Origin of the sequence: Cobetia marina, from assembly GCF_001720485.1 — a bacterium.
GTDB lineage: Bacteria > Pseudomonadota > Gammaproteobacteria > Pseudomonadales > Halomonadaceae > Cobetia > Cobetia marina.
The window spans coordinates 3451475-3471872 of the sequence record NZ_CP017114.1 but is presented as its reverse complement, the minus strand read 5'-3'; the positions used below and the strand labels follow the sequence as shown (position 1 = coordinate 3471872).

The window sequence follows — 20398 nt, the reverse complement described above, 5'->3', positions numbered from 1 at the left end:
ATGGAGCGGGGCGCAGGGCTGATCAATGGCCAGGAAAGGCCATCAGCAGAGGCGAGTAGCGCTCAAGGAGACGTGCAGGAATGCGCCTACCCTATCAAAGGCGGGCACTGCTTCCCCAATACGAATTCGTTCGATCGTTATATGCCATCGAGTTATGGCGCTCATGACGGCTTATAACGCCGCCTGTCAGCCGAGCGCTTCCATCAGGCGCTGGATCTTGGCCAGGCTTTCGCGGTATTCGGCCTCTTCCTCGGAATCGGCGACCAGGCCGCCGCCGCCCCACAGGTGTACCTGGCCCTCGGCGATCACCGCCGTGCGGATCGCGATCGAGGTATCCATGTGCCCGCGGATGTCCAGGTAGCCGAGGCTGCCGCAATAGGCGCTGCGGCGAACCGGCTCCAGCTCCTCGATGATCTGCATGGCGCGGATCTTGGGCGCGCCGGTGATGGAGCCACCGGGGAAGGCGGCGCCGAGCAGATCCAGCGCATCGCGCCCTTCCTCCAGGGTGCTGGTGATGGTGCTGACGGAATGGTGCACGTTGGCGTAGCTCTCCAACGCGCACAGCGATGGCACCTTGACGCTGCCGGGCGCGGAGACACGCCCCAGATCATTGCGCAGCAGGTCGACGATCATCACGTTCTCGGCGCGGTCCTTGGGACTGGCCAGCAGCTCGGCGGCCAGTCGGGCGTCCTCTTCCGGTGTCGCGCCACGTGCGCGGGTGCCCTTGATCGGCTTGGTCTCGACCGCGCGGTGATTGACCTCGACGAAGCGCTCCGGCGAGACGGAGACGATCGCCATCTCCTCGCCCTTGGCGTCCTGCCAGCTCAGATAGCCCGCATAGGGCGTCGGCGTGGCCTGACGCAGACGCAGGTAGGCATCCCAGCTGTCGCCACTGCAATCGGCGGAAAAGCGCTGGGTCAGGTTGATCTGGTAGCAGTCACCAGCGTGCAGATACTCCATCACCTGGCGGAAGCGTTCGCCGTAGCCCGCGCGATCCAGCAGCGGCGCGAAGGGGGTGTCGAGGGCGAAGTCGGCGCTGCTCGGCGCCGGTTGCTCCAGCCATTCCAGCACCTGCTTGCGACGCTGTGATGAGGCGATCAGCCAGCTCTGCTGACGCTGATGATCACTGATCAATGCCCAGTCGTAGAGACCGAGCCGCGACCAGGGCAGGGCGATGTCGTCCTCGGCCGTGGCGGGCAACGTCTCGAGTGCGCGCCCGAAGTCATAGCTCCAGTAGCCCAGCAGGCCGGCGATGAACGGCAGGTCCTCGGCTGTCAGGTCATACTGGGCGAGCTCTTCGCCCGCCAGCGTCTGCGGCAGCAGTGTCAACAGCTGGCGCTGGGCCTCGATCACCGGCAGCCGCGCGAGGCGCTCCAGTGCTTCACTGAACTGGCTCAGGTCACGCATCGACTCCGGCAGTGGGCCGGTGAGCTTGCCGCCATGCGCGCCTTGCTCCAGCACGGCCAGCGGGTCGCTGCTGATGATGTCGAAGCGACCGCCGGCCAGTGAAGGCTGGCCGCTGTCGAGCAGCACGGCGTCGGGGCGCGTACGCAGGCGTGCGAAGCGCGACAGTGTGGATGCCTCGTCCTCGGCGGCGAGGGCGTAGGGCAGGGCAGTGATTTCGAGCGAGATGGTCATGACAGCTTCCGTTGGCGGACAGGGCATTCTAGGCATCCAGACGCGTTTTGTCCGCCCATGCGTGCGGATTCCGATGAGGGGCTGTCCTTGTTGGCTTGCCGTTCTCCCGTGCGCTGATTAAGGTGCCTGCCTCTGAACGCCCTGCGCCGTCATCGACGACTGCCCCGACGCGTGTGCTGACGTTCGCCCAGTCCTCTTGCCCAGTCGCTTGCCCAGCCCTGGCACCCTACCGGAGCCCTGCATGCATCCCGAGTTCGAACATGGCCAACATCTGCTGTCACGTCCTGACCAGACCCTCTTCTGGCAGCGTCTGACGCGTCGTGAATCAAATGGTGGGCGTCGCTTGCTGATGCTGCACGGCGCGGGTGTGGCCGGCACGCTGACCTGGGCGCCGCTGGTCGGGCATCTCACGGCCCATGACGAGCTGATCATTCCTGACCTGCGCGGCATGGGGCAGACGGTGTCACCCGATGGCGGTGAACCTCCCTTCACCCTCGAGCAGGTGGTCGAGGATGTGATGGCCTTGATCGAGACGCAGCGCATCACGCATTTCGACCTGATCGGCTACAGCTTTGGCGGGCTGGTCGCCATGCGTCTTGTCCAGCGTCTGCGCGCCGAGCGCCCGGAGGTGAAGGTCGGCGACATCAGCCTGCTGGAACCGGCACTGCTGGAGCGCGAATGCCACGCCACCATGATCCAGGTACGCGATGGCTACGCCGAGGCGGCGCATGCGATGCGCGAGGCGGCAAGCCCCGAGGCGGGGATCACCGCGTTCCTCGACCTCATTTCCCCGCATCGCACGCGCAACCCGCGTGCCGAGCGCATGATGGTGGCGCGTCTGGCGCATCGCCATCTGGGCTTCGCCAATGCCCTGGACTGTGTCACGCATGCCGTGCGCGAGATTGACCGCGAGGCCCTGCTGGCTGACGTGCTGGCGGCAGGCGGCGAGGTACGCAGCATGGTCGGTGGCAAGAGCCCCACGACCCTGCGTGACTATCATGCGCTGCTGGCCGAACGTCATCCGGGCTGGCAATCGCTGGAAATCCCCGGCACCGATCATTCGCTGCCCTTCCAGAAACCCCGCCGTATCGGCGCGGAGCTCAGCTTCGGCTAAATCTGAAGGATTGTCGACAAGCCTGCCGATGAAAGGGCGAGTCCCCGAGAGTCGAACGCCCCGTCAGCTTGCGCTGGCGGGGCGTTTTTCGTGCCGTTCATCGTGCCTTGCCGTGCCGCCAGACGGTGCTGGCGGGTTGGCTTGCATGACGAGGTTCAGGGCAGTTCAACCTTGTTCTGACAGCAGTTTTTCCAGCAGGGTAGCCGTGTCTAACGCCAAAGGTGTAGAGGATTTGGCGGATTGCATCTTGACCCACACAGGCGCGCTGGCTAGTCTGGCATTCAGTGAATGATTGTCGACAATGGTGCTGAAAGTCCCTCGCCGCCATTGCCTTGCCTCTGTCCCTTGCCAGCCGGATTGCCTGACCGCCATGACCACCGATGCCTTTCACAATGCCACCACCGCTCGAAGCCTTGCGCGCGGCGCGACTGCCGAGCAGGCAGGTCACACCGCTTCCGCGACGGCAGCGACCCCTGAGGTGCGCACCCTGGCCGAGCGTGTCTTCCATCAATTGCAGGACGCCATCGTGCGTGGCGAGCTGGCACCGGGCAGCAAGATCACCGAGCCCGGCCTGGCTCAGGCCTACGGGATCTCGCGCGGACCGCTGCGCGAGGCCATGCGCCGCCTCGAGGTCCATCGTCTGATCGAGCGCGTGCCCCACGTCGGCGCGCGGGTGGTCAAGCTCTCGATGACCGAGCTGCTGGAGCTGTTCGATGTGCGTGAGGCACTGGAAAGCATGGCCGCCCGTCTGGCCGCACGCCACATGACACAGGAAGAGGTCGCGCGGCTGCGCAGCGTGCTCAAGACCCACGAACAGCAGTCGGACCTCAAGACCGGTACCGCCTACTTCCAGAAGGAAGGCGACCTCGATTTCCACTATCAGATCGTGCTCGGCAGCCACAACCACATGCTGATGACGATTCTCTGTGATGACCTCTATTACCTGGTACGAATGTACCGCACCCAGTTCAGCGCCAGTGGATCACGCCCGCAGAAGGCCTTCGTCGAGCATCATCGCATCGTCGATGCCATCGAGTCCGGCGATGAGGAACTGGCGGAGTTGCTGATGCGCCGCCATGTCAGCGCCTCGCGGGAGAACGTCGCCCGCCGCTATGCCGCCACGCTCAAGCAGGAGCAGGGCGAAGAGTGAGCTGACGCACCGCTCACGACTTGAACCGACCGAACAATTCCAACCCCGTCATGGGCCCAGCCCGGGAGATGTCATGTCACGCCATCTGAGTTCCACCGCCCTGCCAAGCCCCGGTGCCCGCTTCCGCGCGGCGCTGGAGGCCAATCGTCCGCTGCCCATCGTCGGCACCATCAATGCCTACACCGCCATCATGGCCGAGCGCGTCGGGCATCAGGCGATCTACCTGTCCGGTGGTGGCGTGGCCAATGCCTCCTACGGTCTGCCGGATCTGGGCATGACCAGCATGAATGACGTGCTGGAAGATGCGCGTCGCATCACCGCCGCCAGCGAGCTTCCGCTGCTGGTGGACATCGATACCGGCTGGGGTGGCGCCTTCAACATCGCGCGCACCATTCAGGAGATGGAGCGCGCCGGCGTGGCTGCCGTGCACCTGGAGGACCAGGTCGCCCAGAAGCGTTGTGGACACCGTCCCAACAAGGCCATCGTCTCCAGCCAGGAGATGGTCGATCGCATCAAGGCCGCTGCCGATGCGCGTCGTGATGACAGCTTCTATCTGATCGCGCGCACCGATGCCTTCCAGAAGGAAGGGCTCGAAGCCGCCGTCGCACGTGCCAACGCCTGTGTCGAAGCCGGTGCCGACGCCATCTTCGCCGAGGCGGTGCATACCCTCGAGGACTACCGTGCCTTCTGTGAGGGCGTCGACGCGCCGATCCTGGCCAACATCACCGAATTCGGCGCCACGCCGCTGTTCAACCAGCGCGAGCTGGGCGATGTCGGCTGCCGGATGGTGCTCTATCCGCTGTCTGCCTTCCGCGCCATGAACGCCGCCGCCCTCAAGGTCTACCAGAACATCCACGACAAGGGTGATCAGAAGGATGTCGTCGACGACATGCAGACCCGCATGGAGCTCTACGACTTCCTCGATTACCACACCTTCGAGCAGAAGCTGGACACCCTGTTCGAGGCCGAAAGCCGCAAGGATTGATGCCAGACGCTCGAGACGGACGCCATGTCTCGCCTCTGGAGGTCATCGGCTTCACGGGCCGGCACTCTCGGCCCGATCGTTTCTCCCTCGCTGGCAGACGCCTGGCCGGCGAGGGGCTTGACGCTTTATGCCCTACAAGAAAAAGAACAACTCAATGACGTCACTGCCAAGGAGATCACGCCATGTCAGATACCATCGCCAACCCGACCACCGCTACTTCGAGCACCAGCGCCCCCAGTGGTCTACGCGGCCAGAGTGCCGGTGAGACGGCGCTGTGCACCGTCGGCAAGTCCGGTTCCGGTCTGCGCTATCGCGGTTACGACCTGGAAGACCTCGCCAGTCACGCAGCCTTCGAGGAAGTTGCCTATCTGCTTCTCAAGGGCAAGTTGCCCAATCAGGCGGAGCTGGATGCCTACATTGCGCGCCTCAAGGGGTTGCGGGGTCTGCCGGACGCCTTGAAGGCGGTGCTTGAGCAGATTCCGGCCAGCGCTCACCCGATGGATGTGATGCGTACCGGGTGTTCGATGCTCGGCAATCTGGAGACCGAAGAGAGCTTCGAGGAGCAGTCCGATCAGGCCGACCGCATGCTGGCCGTGTTCCCGTCGATCATCAATTACTGGTATCGCTTCAGTCATGATGGCGTGCGCATCGACACCGAGACCGATGATGACTCCATCGGCGCGCACTTCCTGCACCTATTGCATGGCGAAGCCCCCAGCGAGTTGCATGCTGCGGTGATGAATACCTCGCTGATCCTCTATGCCGAGCACGAATTCAATGCCTCGACCTTCACCGCACGTGTCTGCGCCTCGACGCTGTCTGACCTGCACTCCTGCGTGACGGCAGCCATCGGCTCGCTGCGCGGACCGCTGCATGGCGGTGCCAACGAGGCGGCGATGGCGATGATCGAGCACTGGCGCTCACCGGAGGAAGCCGAGCGCGAGATTCTCGGCATGCTGGAACGCCGCGAGAAGATCATGGGCTTCGGCCACGCCATCTACCGTGAGCGTGACCCGCGCAATGCCATCATCAAGGAGTGGTCTCGCAAGCTGGCGGACGATGTGGGCGATACGCAGCTCTACGCCGTCTCCGAGTGCGTCGAAGCCGTGATGTGGCGCGAGAAGAAGCTGTTCTGCAACGCCGACTTCTTCCACGCCAGCGCCTATCACTTCATGGGCATTCCCACCAAGCTGTTCACGCCGATCTTCGTCTGTTCACGCCTGACCGGCTGGGCGGCGCATGTCTTCGAGCAACGCGCCAACAATCGCATCATCCGCCCGAGCGCCGATTACACCGGCCCGGAGCATTGCGACTGGCTGCCCATCGAGCAGCGCGACTGACCCTTTCCTCGGCCAGTCAGCGTGCTGGCCGATCGTTTTCCTGATCGCCTGATGAGTCCGGATGCCCATGAATACCGAGTATCGCAAACCCCTGCCTGGCACGGCGTCACCGGGTACCCCGGTCGACTACTTCGATGCGCGTGCCGCCGTGGAAGACATCGCCCCCGGCGCCTACGCCGGTCTGCCCTATACCTCACGCGTACTGGCCGAGAACCTGGTGCGCCGCTGCCCGCCGGATCAGCTGCGTGACAGCCTCGTGCAATTGATCGAGCGTCGGCGTGATCTCGATTTCCCGTGGTACCCCGCGCGCGTCGTGTGTCATGACATCCTCGGTCAGACCGCGCTGGTGGATCTGGCCGGTCTGCGCGATGCCATCGCCGAGCGCGGCGGAGACCCGGCCAAGGTCAATCCGGTGGTGCCGACCCAGTTGATCGTCGACCACTCGCTGGCGGTGGAGCACGCCGGCTTCGACAAGGACGCCTTCGCCAAGAACCGCGCCATCGAGGAGCGTCGCAACGAGGACCGCTTCCACTTCATCGACTGGACCCGTCAGGCCTTCGAGAACATCGACGTGATCCCGCCGGGCAACGGCATCATGCACCAGATCAATCTGGAGCGGATGTCGCCGGTGATCGAGTCGCGCGCCGATGAAAAGGGCCATCAGGTCGCCTTCCCGGATACCCTGGTGGGCACCGACAGCCACACGCCACATGTCGATGCGCTGGGCGTGATCGCCGTCGGCGTCGGTGGGCTGGAGGCCGAGAGCGTGATGCTGGGGCGTGCCTCCTACATGCGCCTGCCCGACATCATCGGCGTGCGCCTCACCGGGCGCCCGCAGCCGGGCATCACCGCCACCGATATCGTGCTGGCGTTGACCGAATTCCTGCGCGCCGAGAAGGTCGTCTCCTCCTATCTGGAATTCTTCGGCGAAGGCGCGGCCAGCCTGACGCTGGGTGATCGCGCCACCATCTCCAACATGACGCCGGAGTACGGCGCCACGGCGGCGATGTTCTACATCGACCAGCAGACGCTGGATTACCTGGCCCTGACCGGCCGCGAGCCGGAGAACATCGCGCTGGTCGAGCGTTACGCACGCGAGACTGGCCTGTGGGCAGATGAGGCCGGCCATATCGAGGGCGCGGTGGAATATGAGCGCGAGCTGACCTTCGATCTGTCCTCGGTGGTGCGCACCCTGGCGGGGCCCTCCAATCCGCACAGTCGCGTGCCGACCAGCGAGCTGGCCGCGCGCGGCATCTCCGGCGTGGTCGAGCATGAACAGGACGAGGACGGGCGTGATCTGATGCCGGATGGCGCGGTGATCATCGCCGCCATCACCAGCTGCACCAATACTTCCAACCCGCGCAACGTCATCGCCGCAGGGTTGCTGGCTCGGCGCGCCAATGCGCTGGGACTGACGCGCAAGCCGTGGGTCAAGACCTCGCTGGCGCCGGGCTCCAAGGCGGTGCAGCTGTATCTGGAAGAAGCGGAACTGCTGCCGGAACTCGAGCAGCTCGGCTTCGGCATCGTCGGCTTCGCCTGCACCACCTGCAACGGCATGAGCGGTGCGCTGGACCCGGCGATCCAGCAGGAAATCATCGAGCGCGATCTCTATTCCACCGCCGTGCTGTCCGGCAATCGCAACTTCGATGGCCGTATCCATCCCTACGCCAAGCAGGCTTTCCTGGCCTCGCCGCCGCTGGTGGTCGCCTACGCCATCGCCGGCACCATCCGCTTCGATATCGAGAAGGACGTGCTGGGGCATGCGCCGGACGGCTCGCCGATCATGCTCAAGGACCTGTGGCCGAGCGACGAAGAGATCGACGCCATCGTCGGCTCCAGCGTCAAGCCGGACCACTTCCGTCAGGTTTATATCCCGATGTTCGAGGCCAGAGACGACCGCGATGCCTCCACCAGTCCCCTGTATGACTGGCGCGAGATGAGCACCTACATCCGTCGTCCGCCGTACTGGGAAGGCGGCCTGGCCAGCGCGCCGACGCTCACCGGCATGCGGGCACTGGCGGTGCTGGGGGACAACATCACCACCGATCACCTGTCGCCCTCCAATGCCATCATGGCCAGCAGTGCGGCGGGCGAGTATCTGGCCGCGATGGGCCTGCCGGAGGAGGACTTCAATTCCTACGCCACCCACCGTGGGGACCACCTCACTGCACAGCGGGCCACCTTCGCCAATCCCAAGCTGATCAATGAGATGGCGGTGGTGGAAGGGGCAGACGGCAAGCGCGAGGTCAAGCAGGGCTCGCTCACGCGTCTGGAGCCGGAAGGCAAGGTAGTGCGCATGTGGGAGGCCATCGAGACCTACATGCAGCGCAAGCAGCCCTTGATCATCATCGCGGGTGCGGATTACGGCCAGGGCTCGTCGCGTGACTGGGCGGCCAAGGGCGTGCGGCTGGCGGGGGTCGAGGCCATCGTCGCGGAAGGCTTCGAGCGTATCCACCGCACCAATCTGGTCGGCATGGGCGTGATGCCGTTGCAGTTCGCCGCCGGTACCACACGCAAGACGCTGGCGCTGGATGGCAGCGAGATCTACGCCGTCGAGGGCGAACCGGCCCCGGGGGCAGCGCTCACGCTGGTGATCGAGCGCACCGCCGGCGACAAGGCAGGCCAGGTCGAACGCGTGCCGGTCACCTGTCGCCTCGATACCCGTGAGGAGGTCTCCATCTACTCCGCGGGCGGTGTGCTGCAGCGCTTCGCTGAAGACTTCCTCAGCTCACAGGCACCGGGCGAGACGGCGGCGGAGGTATCGGCATGAGCCAGCAGGCACAGCTCAGGATTCCCGCCACCTATCTGCGTGGCGGCACCAGCAAGGGCGTGTTCTTCCTGCACGATGAACTGCCGGAAGCGGCGCAGGTGCCGGGCCCGATGCGTGACGCCCTGTTGCTGCGCGTGATCGGCAGCCCCGACCCCTACGCCAAGCAGATCGACGGCATGGGGAGCGCGACCTCCAGCACCAGCAAGACGGTGATCATCAGTCGCAGCGAACAGCCGGATCATGACGTCGACTACCTGTTCGGCCAGGTCTCCATCGACTCGCCCTTCGTCGACTGGAGCGGCAACTGCGGCAACCTCTCGGCGGCGGTCGGGCCCTTCGCCATCGAGAAGGGCCTGGTGCCGGCCGAGCGCCTGCCGCGTGACGGCATCGCCGAGGTGCGCATCTGGCAGGCCAACATCGCCAAGACCATCATCGCGCGGGTGCCGATGTGCGAAGGGCGCGTCCAGGAAACCGGCGACTTCGCCCTGGATGGCGTGACCTTCCCGGCCGCCGAAGTGGCGGTCGCCTTCCGCGATCCCGCCGCGGGTGAGGGCAGCATGTTCCCCACCGGCAATGTGGTCGATGCGCTGGAGGTGCCGGAATCGGTGGTCGCTGGCGGGCAGATCCAGGCGACCCTGATCAACGCCGGCATCCCGACCATCTTCGTCAATGCACGCGACCTCGGCTATCAGGGCACCGAGCTGCAGGAGGCGATCAACTCGGACGGCGAGGCGCTTGCGCGCCTCGAGACATTGCGCGCCCACGGCGCACTGCGCATGGGACTGATCAATGATCTCGCTGAGGCGGCCACGCGGCAACACACCCCCAAGGTCGCCTTTGTGGCGCCGCCGGTGGATCACGTCGTCTCCAGCGGCCGGGAGATCAAGGCAGGCGAGATCGATGTGCTGATTCGCGCCGTGTCGATGGGCAAGCTGCACCACGCCATGATGGGCACCGCGGCTGTCGCCATTGCCGCGGCGGCTGCGGTACCCGGCACGCTGGTCAATCTTGCCGCCGATGGCGGAGCCGAGGCTGAGTCTGGGGCCGGGCAGGCTGGCGCGGCGCGTGACTCGGTGTGCTTCGGACACCCCTCCGGCACGCTCAGGGTCGGCGCGAGTGCCCATCGGCAGACAGAGGCAGGCCAGGTCAGTGATGGCCAGCAAGGCGAGGGCGAGTGGACCGTCAGTGAAGCGGTGATGAGTCGCAGCGCGCGTATCCTGATGGAAGGCTGGGTGCGGGTGCCGGCGGAGACCTTGATGCGCTAGCGCCGGCATTGGCAGGCGATGGTCTACTGTCAATATATCCCTCTTGATATCCCTCCTGCGGCATCTCGATGAAAGCCGGCCTGGCATGCATGTGCAGAGGGCCGGCTTTCGCGTCTCTGTGGTATGTGTGCAGGCAGTGGGGGGAGTACAGGTGTGACGGGAGTCGCATGCGGGCAAAGACGATCCACGACAGGAGGTCATGTATGAACACGCCATCCTCTGAACAGGCGGGCGCAAGCTGCCTCAGCGCCAATCAGGCCAGCGCCAATCAGCGCCCGGACTATGACCCGGAGCTTCAGCAGATCGCCGACTATGTGCTGGGGTATTGCAACGATCCCCCTGTCTCGAATACGGATGCGGATGTGGATTCGAATGTGGACGGTCTGGCCGGCAAGCACGAGCGCTCAGGTCCCTCGGCAGAGGCGATGGACACCGCTCGTCTGTGTCTGATGGATACTCTCGGCTGCGGCATCCTGGCGCTGCGCTTCCCGGAATGCACCAAGCATCTCGGGCCGCTGGTGGCCGAGACGCTGGTGCCGCATGGCGCGCGCGTGCCCGGCACCGCCTTCAGTCTCGATCCCGTCAAGGCGGCATGGGACATCGGCTGCACCATCCGCTGGCTGGATTACAACGACACCTGGCTGGCGGCGGAGTGGGGGCATCCCTCGGACAATCTCGGCGGCATTCTGGCGGTGGCGGACCATCTCTCGCGCCAGCGTGTCGCTCAGGGCAAGCCGCCCCTGGTGATGCGCGATGTGCTGGAGAGCATGGTGATGGCGCACGAGATCCAGGGTGTGCTGGCGCTGGACAACAGCTTCAACCGCGTTGGTCTCGACCATGTCATGCTGGTCAAGGTGGCGACCACCGCCGTGACGGCGCGCTTGATGGGGGCGAATCGCGAGCAGTTGCTGTCGGCGCTGTCGCACGCCTTCGTCGATGGCCAGAGCCTGCGCACCTATCGGCATGCGCCCAACGCGGGCTCGCGCAAGAGCTGGGCGGCGGGGGACGCCACCTCACGCGGCGTGCGGCTGGCGGACATCGCCCTGCGTGGCGAGATGGGCGTCCCCGGCGCCCTCAGTGCGCCGCAGTGGGGCTTCAATGATGTCTCCTTCAGTCATGGCAACCGCGATCTCGCCCTCAAGCCTGAAGGCGAGCGACGTCTGACGCTGGCGCATCCTCTGGGCAGCCATGTGATGGAGAACGTGCTCTTCAAGGTCTCCTTTCCGGCCGAATTCCATGCCCAGACCGCCGCAGAGGCCGCCATCCAGCTCCATCCCGAGGTGCGCGGCCGGCTCGAGGAGATCGAGCGCATCGAGATCACCACCCACGAATCGGCGATCCGCATCATCTCCAAGCAGGGCGCGCTCGCCAATGCGGCGGACCGCGATCACTGCCTGCAATACATGGTCGCGGTGCCGCTGATCTTCGGGGAGTTGAACGCGGATCACTATGAAGATGGCTTCCATGCCGCTCACCCGGAGATCGACCGGCTGCGTGACAGGATGATCGTCAAGGAAGAGGCGCGCTTCACCCGCGAGTATCTGGAAGCCGACAAGCGCTCGATCGCCAATGCCCTGCGGGTGGTCTTTTGCGATGGCAGTGCCACCGAGCAGGTGACGGTGGAATACCCGCTGGGACATCGCCGGCGGCGTGAAGCGTCGCTCGTTCCGCTCAAGGACAAGTGTCGGGCCAATCTGGCCACCTGCTTCCCGCCCTCGCGTTGCGACACCCTGATGGCGTTGCTGGCCGATCGCGAACGACTCGAAGCACTGCCCGTGCACGAGTTCATGGCGCATTGGGTGCCGTGAGGCTGCCAGCCGCATGATGTCCCGTTGGCAATCAGTCATCCAATTGACTGGTGCCGTCATCCGGTATGGGTAAACTGGAAGCGGATTGCACAGGGCGATCGACTGGGGCGCTTGCAAAGACTCGCCGAAGAGCGGGGCAACGCCTGCCGAGTCTTCATTGCAAAGGCTTCATTACAAGGGGACGCATTCATGAAAACATTTCTGCTGCTGGGCGGAATCGCGCTGATCGTCATCTACGTGATCTCGATCTACAACAAGCTGGTCAGCCTCAAGGCGCGCTTCGAGAATGCCTTCGCGCAGATAGAGGTACAGCTCAAGCGGCGCTACGACCTGATTCCCAATCTGGTCGAGACGGCCAAGGGCTATCTGAGCCATGAGCGTGGCACTCTGGAAGAAGTGATCAATGCCCGCAACAAGGCGATGACCGCCTTGAATGCCGCAGCGGCGCACCCCGGCAGCATGGACAAGCTGGCCAGTCTGGCCGGCGCCGAGCAGGGGCTGGCGGCGAGTCTGGGCAAGCTGGATGTGGTAGTCGAGGCCTATCCGGAGCTCAAGGCCGACCAGACCATGAGCGACCTGATGGAAGAGCTGACCGCCACCGAGAACCGCGTCGCCTTCGCGCGTCAGGCCTACAACGATGCCGTCACCGATTACAACGTCTATCGCCAGAGCTTCCCGCAGGTGATGTTCGCACCGACCTTCGGTCATCGCAGTGATGCAGGCCTGTTGGCCTTCGATGACAGCGTGAAGATTCGTCAGGCCCCCGATGTCAGCTTCTCATGAGCCGACCGACGGATGCTTCTCTCGCAGCGGTCTTGAGCTGTGATCCTGACAGGATAGATGGCGAGCGCGAATGAATTTCTATCACGAGCAGGACAGTGCGCGTCGTCGAACGCGGCTATTGCTGATGGCCTTCACGGCCATGTCGCTGGTGGTGTCTCTTGCCGCCGGCGCCGTGGTGCATGTCGCGATCAGCAGTTTCCTGGGGCGCCCGGCCACCACGACGTTTGAATATGTCTGGCCGGTGGCGAGCATCATCTTCCTGTGCAATGCACTGGTCGCGGCGCGTGAGCTGCGGCGTCTGCAGCAGGGCGGTGCGATGGTGGCGGCACGCCTGGGTGGCAAGCTGGTGGATGTCGAGACGCAGGACTCGAGCGAGCGACGGGCACTGAATGTGGTGGAAGAGATGGCGATTGCCGCCAACCTGCCCACGCCGCAGCTGTTCCTGCTGCCGCATGAGGCGATGATCAATGCTTTCGCGGCGGGCTATCGGCCACAGGATGCGGTGATCGCGCTGAGTCGCGGGGCGTTGGAGCAGCTGGATCGCAACGAGCTGCAGGGCGTGGTCGCTCACGAGTTCGCCCATATCGCCAATGGCGATATCCGCCTCAACCTGCGTCTGGCGAGTGCAGTCCACGGCCTGGTGTTTCTCTCCGAGGCGGGGCGCTTCCTGATGGGGGCAGGGCGCATCGGCTTCGTGTTGGGCAGAGCGCGCTCCTCCGGTTCCGACAGGAAAGGCGGCATGCCACAGCTGATGCTGGTGGGTGTGGCGCTGTGGTTGCTCGGCAGTCTCGGCGGGCTGGGAGGGCGACTATTGCAGCGCGGGGTCGCGCGCTCACGCGAATATCTCGCCGATGCCAGTGCGGTGCGCCTGACCCGCTTCCCGGATGGCATCGCCTCGGCCCTCAAGCGTATCGGTGGCATGGGTTGGCAGGGGCGTATCCAGCATCCGCGCGCCATGACCTACAACCATCTCTTCTTCGTCGAAGCGCGCCCGCCATGGCTGACAGGCTGGTTCGACTCGCATCCTCCGCTGGATGAACGCATCAAGCGCTTGGAACCTCGCTGGGACCGGCAGTATCTGAGTGCGCGCCAGCAGCCGGTGCATACCTTCGAGCAGCAGGGCCCCATCGGGGCAGACGTGCTTGGCGGGGTCATGGCGGGTATCGCCGGCGCGGCGGTCATGGGGGAGCTCTCGCGCTCACGAGGAGAACTCGAGAGCCTGACGCTGTCGAGGTTTCTCTGCCCGCAGCTGGTGGTGGCGATGATCGCGCCCTCGGAGCTGACCACACGCGGTGTCTGGCTCACCGAGCTTGAGCGTCAGCATGACTGGCTGGATGGCAAGCGCGTGCGTGAGGCGCGGCGCAGGCTCGAGTCCTTGCCGAGGGTCGAGTGGATCCCCTTGCTCAACCGGTTGATACCGCGCTGGCGGGAAGCGGATGAGCGCGCGCATCGCATGCTCAAGGCGCAGACACCTCCGCAGGACATGTTCGTCTGGTGTCTATGGCAACTGCTGCTGGAATCACTGGACCCGCGGATCGATCGCCTGAGCGACTCGCTGGCCCTGCAGCAATGCCAGCCGGCCTGTCAGCACTGGCTCGTGCTGATGGTTGGACTCATCGACGATGAAGCACTGCGCAAGGACATCTTCCTGGACGCCAGTGCGGAACTTGGTCTGGCGCTGGAGTATCCGCAGTCGCAGCCGGGTGGGGATAACCCTGCGCTGCGCTGCCGTCATCTCACGCAGCTGGCGCACCTGCGCCCCATGGACAAGCAACGCTGGTTCGCGGCGCTTGCTCAGGTAGTGCATGCCGATCAGACACTGGCCGATGAAGAGGTGGCCTTGCTGACACTCTTGGCGCGCGTCATGCAGCTGCCGGAAGCACGCCTGGAAGCCGCTCTCGAGATGCAGTCGCAGTCTCGTGGCGGATGGCGGGCGCAGCCGGTATCCCGGCCGGCGGAAGGATGACGCCTTGAGTGGCCACGTCCGTGACAGCGTGATGACAATCTCTTGAAAAAGCCCTTGTGCTCAGCCCGGATCGTGCGTAAAGTACGCATCCGCTGCCGGGGACGCATGGCGTTACCAGCGGTGAAAGAGGTTTGCAGGTGGTTGTTTTGTTTGATGTTTTTGAAGTCCGCTTCCAAATCATCAGTTGACAATCCCGGGCGATTCGCTAGAATACGCCGCACTCCTTACGGAACAGGTGATCGAGCAACGCTCCTCACCGCTTGATGATGCTTAGAGGCAGTCGATTGACTCATCATCAAGTGCTTGACTTCTCAAGCGTTCCGGATAGAATATGCCTCCTCGCTTAACAGCGACGCTCTTTAAAAATTTGATCAGGTAATTCGTGTGAGCGCTTGCCGATGAGTGGTGACAAGGTCACCAAATATCGGAGCAAGCCTCTCACGAGAAGTTTGACTCTGAACCAAGTTTGGTCTGCTTAACAGACTATCAAGCTTTCAACTGAAGAGTTTGATCATGGCTCAGATTGAACGCTGGCGGCAGGCTTAACACATGCAAGTCGAGCGGAAACGATTCTAGCTTGCTAGAAGGCGTCGAGCGGCGGACGGGTGAGTAATGCATGGGAATCTGCCCGATAGTGGGGGACAACCTGGGGAAACTCAGGCTAATACCGCATACGTCCTACGGGAGAAAGCAGGGGATCTTCGGACCTTGCGCTATCGGATGAGCCCATGTCGGATTAGCTTGTTGGTGAGGTAACGGCTCACCAAGGCGACGATCCGTAGCTGGTCTGAGAGGATGATCAGCCACACTGGGACTGAGACACGGCCCAGACTCCTACGGGAGGCAGCAGTGGGGAATATTGGACAATGGGCGAAAGCCTGATCCAGCCATGCCGCGTGTGTGAAGAAGGCCTTCGGGTTGTAAAGCACTTTCAGCGAGGAAGAACGCTTCGGGATTAATACTCCCGAGGAAAGACATCACTCGCAGAAGAAGCACCGGCTAACTCCGTGCCAGCAGCCGCGGTAATACGGAGGGTGCAAGCGTTAATCGGAATTACTGGGCGTAAAGCGCGCGTAGGTGGCTAAGTCAGCCAGGTGTGAAAGCCCCGGGCTCAACCTGGGAACGGCATCTGGAACTGCTTGGCTAGAGTGCAGGAGAGGAAGGTAGAATTCCCGGTGTAGCGGTGAAATGCGTAGAGATCGGGAGGAATACCAGTGGCGAAGGCGGCCTTCTGGACTGACACTGACACTGAGGTGCGAAAGCGTGGGTAGCAAACAGGATTAGATACCCTGGTAGTCCACGCCGTAAACGATGTCAACTAGCCGTTGGGTCCCTTGAGGACTTAGTGGCGCAGCTAACGCAATAAGTTGACCGCCTGGGGAGTACGGCCGCAAGGTTAAAACTCAAATGAATTGACGGGGGCCCGCACAAGCGGTGGAGCATGTGGTTTAATTCGATGCAACGCGAAGAACCTTACCTACCCTTGACATCCAGAGGACTTTCCAGAGATGGATTGGTGCCTTCGGGAACTCTGAGACAGGTGCTGCATGGCTGTCGTCAGCTCGTGTTGTGAAATGTTGGGTTAAGTCCCGTAACGAGCGCAACCCCTATCCTTATTTGCCAGCGAGTAATGTCGGGAACTCTAAGGAGACTGCCGGTGACAAACCGGAGGAAGGTGGGGACGACGTCAAGTCATCATGGCCCTTACGGGTAGGGCTACACACGTGCTACAATGGCAAGTACAAAGGGTTGCAATACGGCGACGTGGAGCCAATCCCATAAAGCTTGCCTCAGTCCGGATTGGAGTCTGCAACTCGACTCCATGAAGTCGGAATCGCTAGTAATCGTGGATCAGAATGCCACGGTGAATACGTTCCCGGGCCTTGTACACACCGCCCGTCACACCATGGGAGTGGACTGCACCAGAAGTGGTTAGCCTAACCTTCGGGAGGGCGATCACCACGGTGTGGTTCATGACTGGGGTGAAGTCGTAACAAGGTAGCCCTAGGGGAACCTGGGGCTGGATCACCTCCTTATCGACACTGTCTACTGCTCGCGGCAAGTGCTCACAACGAATTACCTGATCTTATTGCTGGCTTAGCCAGCAGTGGCAAGCGTGCTCGACAGAGCGCGCTTCTCACTGTTCTCTGAACAGCCGCTCTTTAACAATGTGAATCATGCTGACGATGGAATGTGCGCCAAGCACATCTCCATCAAACGATATGTCGGAGAGGTCCGACAGATTCGTAATCCTTGACAGACCCCTTGGGGTTATATGGTCAAGCGATTAAGCGCATACGGTGGATGCCTTGGCAGCCAGAGGCGATGAAGGACGTGATAGCCTGCGATAAGCGTTGGCGAGGTGGCAAATACCCTGCGACCCAACGATTTCCGAATGGGGAAACCCACTCACCATCAGGTGAGTATCTATAGGCCAATACATAACCTATAGAGGCAAACCCGGGGAACTGAAACATCTAAGTACCCGGAGGAAAAGAAATCAACCGAGATTCCCCAAGTAGCGGCGAGCGAACGGGGACCAGCCCTTAAGCGATACAACTGACAGACGAACAAGCTGGGAAGCTTGACGATACAGGGTGATAGTCCCGTAGTCGAAGTCTGAGTATCGTGAAATCGAGTAGGTCGGGGCACGAGAAACCTTGACTGAACATGGGGGGACCATCCTCCAAGGCTAAATACTCCTGGCTGACCGATAGTGAACCAGTACCGTGAGGGAAAGGCGAAAAGAACCCCGGCGAGGGGAGTGAAATAGATCCTGAAACCGTATGCGTACAAGCAGTGGGAGCACCTTCGTGGTGTGACCGCGTACCTTTTGTATAATGGGTCAGCGACTTATATTCTGTGGCGAGCTTAACCGTATAGGGGAGGCGTAGCGAAAGCGAGTCTTAACTGGGCGACCAGTCGCAGGGTATAGACCCGAAACCGGGCGATCTATCCATGGCCAGGGTGAAGATTGAGTAACATCAATTGGAGGCCCGAACCCAAGTATGTTGAAAAATGCTGGGATGAGCTGTGGATCGGAGTGAAAGGCTAATCAAGCCCGGAGATAGCTGGTTCTCCTCGAAAGCTATTTAGGTAGCGCCTCACGTATCACCGCTGGGGGTAGAGCACTGTTTCGGCTAGGGGGTCATCCCGACTTACCAACCCGAGGCAAACTCCGAATACCAGTGAGTGCAGCGTGGGAGACACACAGCGGGTGCTAACGTCCGTTGTGAAAAGGGAAACAACCCAGACCGTCAGCTAAGGTCCCAAAATCCTGATTAAGTGGGAAACGATGTGGGAAGGCTCAGACAGCTAGGAGGTTGGCTTAGAAGCAGCCATCCTTTAAAGAAAGCGTAATAGCTCACTAGTCGAGTCGGCCTGCGCGGAAGATATAACGGGGCTAAATCAGGTACCGAAGCTACGGGTTCATCCTTATGGATGAGCGGTAGAGGAGCGTCGTGTAAGCCAATGAAGGTAGATTGAGAAGTCTGCTGGAGGTATCACGAGTGCGAATGCTGACATGAGTAACGATAAGGGGAGTGAAAAACTCCCCCGCCGGAAGACCAAGGTTTTCTGTTCTACGTTAATCGGAGCAGAGTGAGTCGGCCCCTAAGGCGAGGCGGAAACGCGTAGTCGATGGGAAACGGGTTAATATTCCCGTACCGGATGTGGTTGCGATGGGGGGACGAAGAAGGCTAGGTGAGCCAGGCGTTGGTTGTCCTGGTGAAAGCATGTAGGCCGAGGAATCAGGCAAATCCGGTTCCTCTGAGGTCGAGATGCGAGACGAACTGACCACGGTCAGGAAGTCATCGATGCCACGCTTCCAGGAAAAGCCTCTAAGCTTCAGATCACATGCGACCGTACCCCAAACCGACACAGGTGGTCAGGTAGAGAATACCAAGGCGCTTGAGAGAACTCGGGTGAAGGAACTAGGCAAAATGGCACCGTAACTTCGGGAGAAGGTGCACCGGTTCGAGTGAAGGACTTGCTCCGTAAGCTCTTACCGGTCGAAGATACCAGGTGGCTGCAACTGTTTATTAAAAACACAGCACTCTGCAAACGCGCAAGCGGACGTATAGGGTGTGACGCCTGCCCGGTGCCGGAAGGTTAATTGATGGGGTTAGGATTCGTCCGAAGCTCTTGATCGAAGCCCCGGTAAACGGCGGCCGTAACTATAACGGTCCTAAGGTAGCGAAATTCCTTGTCGGGTAAGTTCCGACCTGCACGAATGGCGTAATGATGGCCACGCTGTCTCCACCCGAGACTCAGTGAAATTGAAATCGCAGTGAAGATGCTGTGTACCCGCGGCTAGACGGAAAGACCCCGTGAACCTTTACTATAGCTTTACACTGGATGCTGATGTTGTCTGTGTAGGATAGCTGGGAGGCTTTGAAACCACGTCGCCAGATGCGGTGGAGCCAACCTTGAAATACCAGCCTGACATCATTGGCGTTCTAACTCAGGTCCGTTATCCGGATCGAGGACAGTGTATGGTGGGTAGTTTGACTGGGGCGGTCTCCTCCTAAAGAGTAACGGAGGAGCACGAAGGTACCCTCAGCACGGTTGGAAATCGTGCATTGAGTGCAAGAGCATAAGGGTGCTTGACTGCGAGACAGACACGTCGAGCAGGTACGAAAGTAGGTTCTAGTGATCCGGTGGTTCTGTATGGAAGGGCCATCGCTCAACGGATAAAAGGTACTCCGGGGATAACAGGCTGATACCGCCCAAGAGTTCACATCGACGGCGGTGTTTGGCACCTCGATGTCGGCTCATCACATCCTGGGGCTGAAGTCGGTCCCAAGGGTATGGCTGTTCGCCATTTAAAGTGGTACGCGAGCTGGGTTTAGAACGTCGTGAGACAGTTCGGTCCCTATCTGCCGTGGGCGTCGGAAGTTTGAGAAGAGCTGCTCCTAGTACGAGAGGACCGGAGTGGACGAACCTCTGGTGTTCGGGTTGTCATGCCAATGGCATTGCCCGGTAGCTACGTTCGGACGGGATAACCGCTGAAAGCATCTAAGCGGGAAGCCCCCTTCAAGATGAGACTTCCCTGAGGCCTTGCGCCTCCTGAAGGGCCCTTGAAGACTACAAGGTTGATAGGCTGGGTGTGGAAGCACAGCAATGTGTTGAGCTAACCAGTACTAATTGCCCGTGAGGCTTGACCATATAACACCCAAGGGGTTTGCTTCGGCAAACCGCCGGGATTGCGACAGGATCGACGACATATCGGTCAGCATGATTCATATTGCGAGTCGCGAGGCCACAAGCCTCGGGACTCAGGCATCGCAAGATGCCACCGTTTCGCCTGACGACCATAGCGAGCGTGAACCACCCGATCCCATGCCGAACTCGGAAGTGAAACCGCTTAGCGCCGATGGTAGTGTGGAGTTTCTCCATGTGAGAGTAGGTCATCGTCAGGCACTTATACTGAACCGCCCCTGCAGCCCAGCTGCAGGGGCGGTTCTCTTTGCGGGTCAAAAACCGGAAAGCCGGTACCCGTCAGCTGGCAGGCCCGGTGGGCCTGAGTAGCGGCTTCCTCGCTGAGTCAGTCATTGTCGCCATGCTTGTCGTGGACAGGA

The 20398-nt window shown here is 61.9% G+C and carries 10 protein-coding genes and 3 rRNA genes; 12 read left to right on the top strand and 1 reads right to left on the bottom strand.

Annotated features, from left to right (window positions below; all coding sequences use genetic code 11):
- Positions 1-186: 186 nt before the first annotated feature.
- Positions 187-1638 (bottom strand): aminodeoxychorismate synthase component I, encoded by a 1452-nt coding sequence (gene pabB, locus BFX80_RS14660; RefSeq protein ID WP_084209283.1) that lies wholly within the window; start codon positions 1636-1638, stop codon positions 187-189.
- A 241-nt stretch (positions 1639-1879) separates the two neighbouring features.
- Here pabB and BFX80_RS14655 point away from each other — a divergent pair, with 241 nt between their 5' ends.
- From BFX80_RS14655 to rrf, 12 genes are all read left to right on the top strand, one after another.
- Complete coding sequence (locus BFX80_RS14655) at positions 1880-2752, top strand: alpha/beta fold hydrolase (RefSeq protein ID WP_084209282.1); 873 nt, start codon at positions 1880-1882, stop codon at positions 2750-2752.
- A gap of 370 nt (positions 2753-3122) precedes the next feature.
- Positions 3123-3902, top strand: a complete 780-nt coding sequence (locus BFX80_RS14650) for a GntR family transcriptional regulator (RefSeq protein WP_084209281.1) — start codon at positions 3123-3125, stop codon at positions 3900-3902.
- A gap of 73 nt (positions 3903-3975) precedes the next feature.
- Complete coding sequence (prpB, locus tag BFX80_RS14645; RefSeq protein ID WP_077379313.1) at positions 3976-4887, top strand: methylisocitrate lyase; 912 nt, start codon at positions 3976-3978, stop codon at positions 4885-4887.
- 182 nt (positions 4888-5069) lie between these two features.
- Positions 5070-6227, top strand: coding sequence for a bifunctional 2-methylcitrate synthase/citrate synthase (gene prpC, locus BFX80_RS14640; protein ID WP_084209280.1), 1158 nt, complete (start codon positions 5070-5072; stop codon positions 6225-6227).
- A gap of 67 nt (positions 6228-6294) precedes the next feature.
- On the top strand, positions 6295-8997 hold the full coding sequence (acnD, locus tag BFX80_RS14635) for a Fe/S-dependent 2-methylisocitrate dehydratase AcnD (RefSeq protein ID WP_084209806.1): 2703 nt from the start codon (positions 6295-6297) through the stop codon (positions 8995-8997).
- Positions 8994-10262 (top strand): 2-methylaconitate cis-trans isomerase PrpF, encoded by a 1269-nt coding sequence (gene prpF, locus BFX80_RS14630; RefSeq protein ID WP_084209279.1) that lies wholly within the window; start codon positions 8994-8996, stop codon positions 10260-10262. Before acnD ends, prpF begins: the two co-directional genes overlap by 4 nt.
- A 203-nt stretch (positions 10263-10465) precedes the next feature.
- A complete protein-coding gene (locus tag BFX80_RS14625) occupies positions 10466-12070 on the top strand; it encodes a bifunctional 2-methylcitrate dehydratase/aconitate hydratase (protein ID WP_084209278.1) in 1605 nt (534 codons plus the stop codon).
- A 189-nt stretch (positions 12071-12259) separates the two neighbouring features.
- Positions 12260-12853 (top strand): LemA family protein, encoded by a 594-nt coding sequence (locus BFX80_RS14620; RefSeq protein ID WP_084209277.1) that lies wholly within the window; start codon positions 12260-12262, stop codon positions 12851-12853.
- A 70-nt stretch (positions 12854-12923) separates the two neighbouring features.
- Positions 12924-14819, top strand: coding sequence for a M48 family metallopeptidase (locus BFX80_RS14615; RefSeq protein ID WP_084209276.1), 1896 nt, complete (start codon positions 12924-12926; stop codon positions 14817-14819).
- Between the two features lie 495 nt (positions 14820-15314).
- Positions 15315-16855 (top strand): 16S ribosomal RNA (locus tag BFX80_RS14610).
- Between the two features lie 241 nt (positions 16856-17096).
- Positions 17097-19985, top strand: a 23S ribosomal RNA gene (locus BFX80_RS14605).
- 138 nt (positions 19986-20123) lie between these two features.
- A 5S ribosomal RNA gene (gene rrf / locus BFX80_RS14600) occupies positions 20124-20239 on the top strand.
- The 16S, 23S and 5S rRNA genes sit together here, the layout of an rRNA operon.
- Positions 20240-20398: the final 159 nt, after the last annotated feature.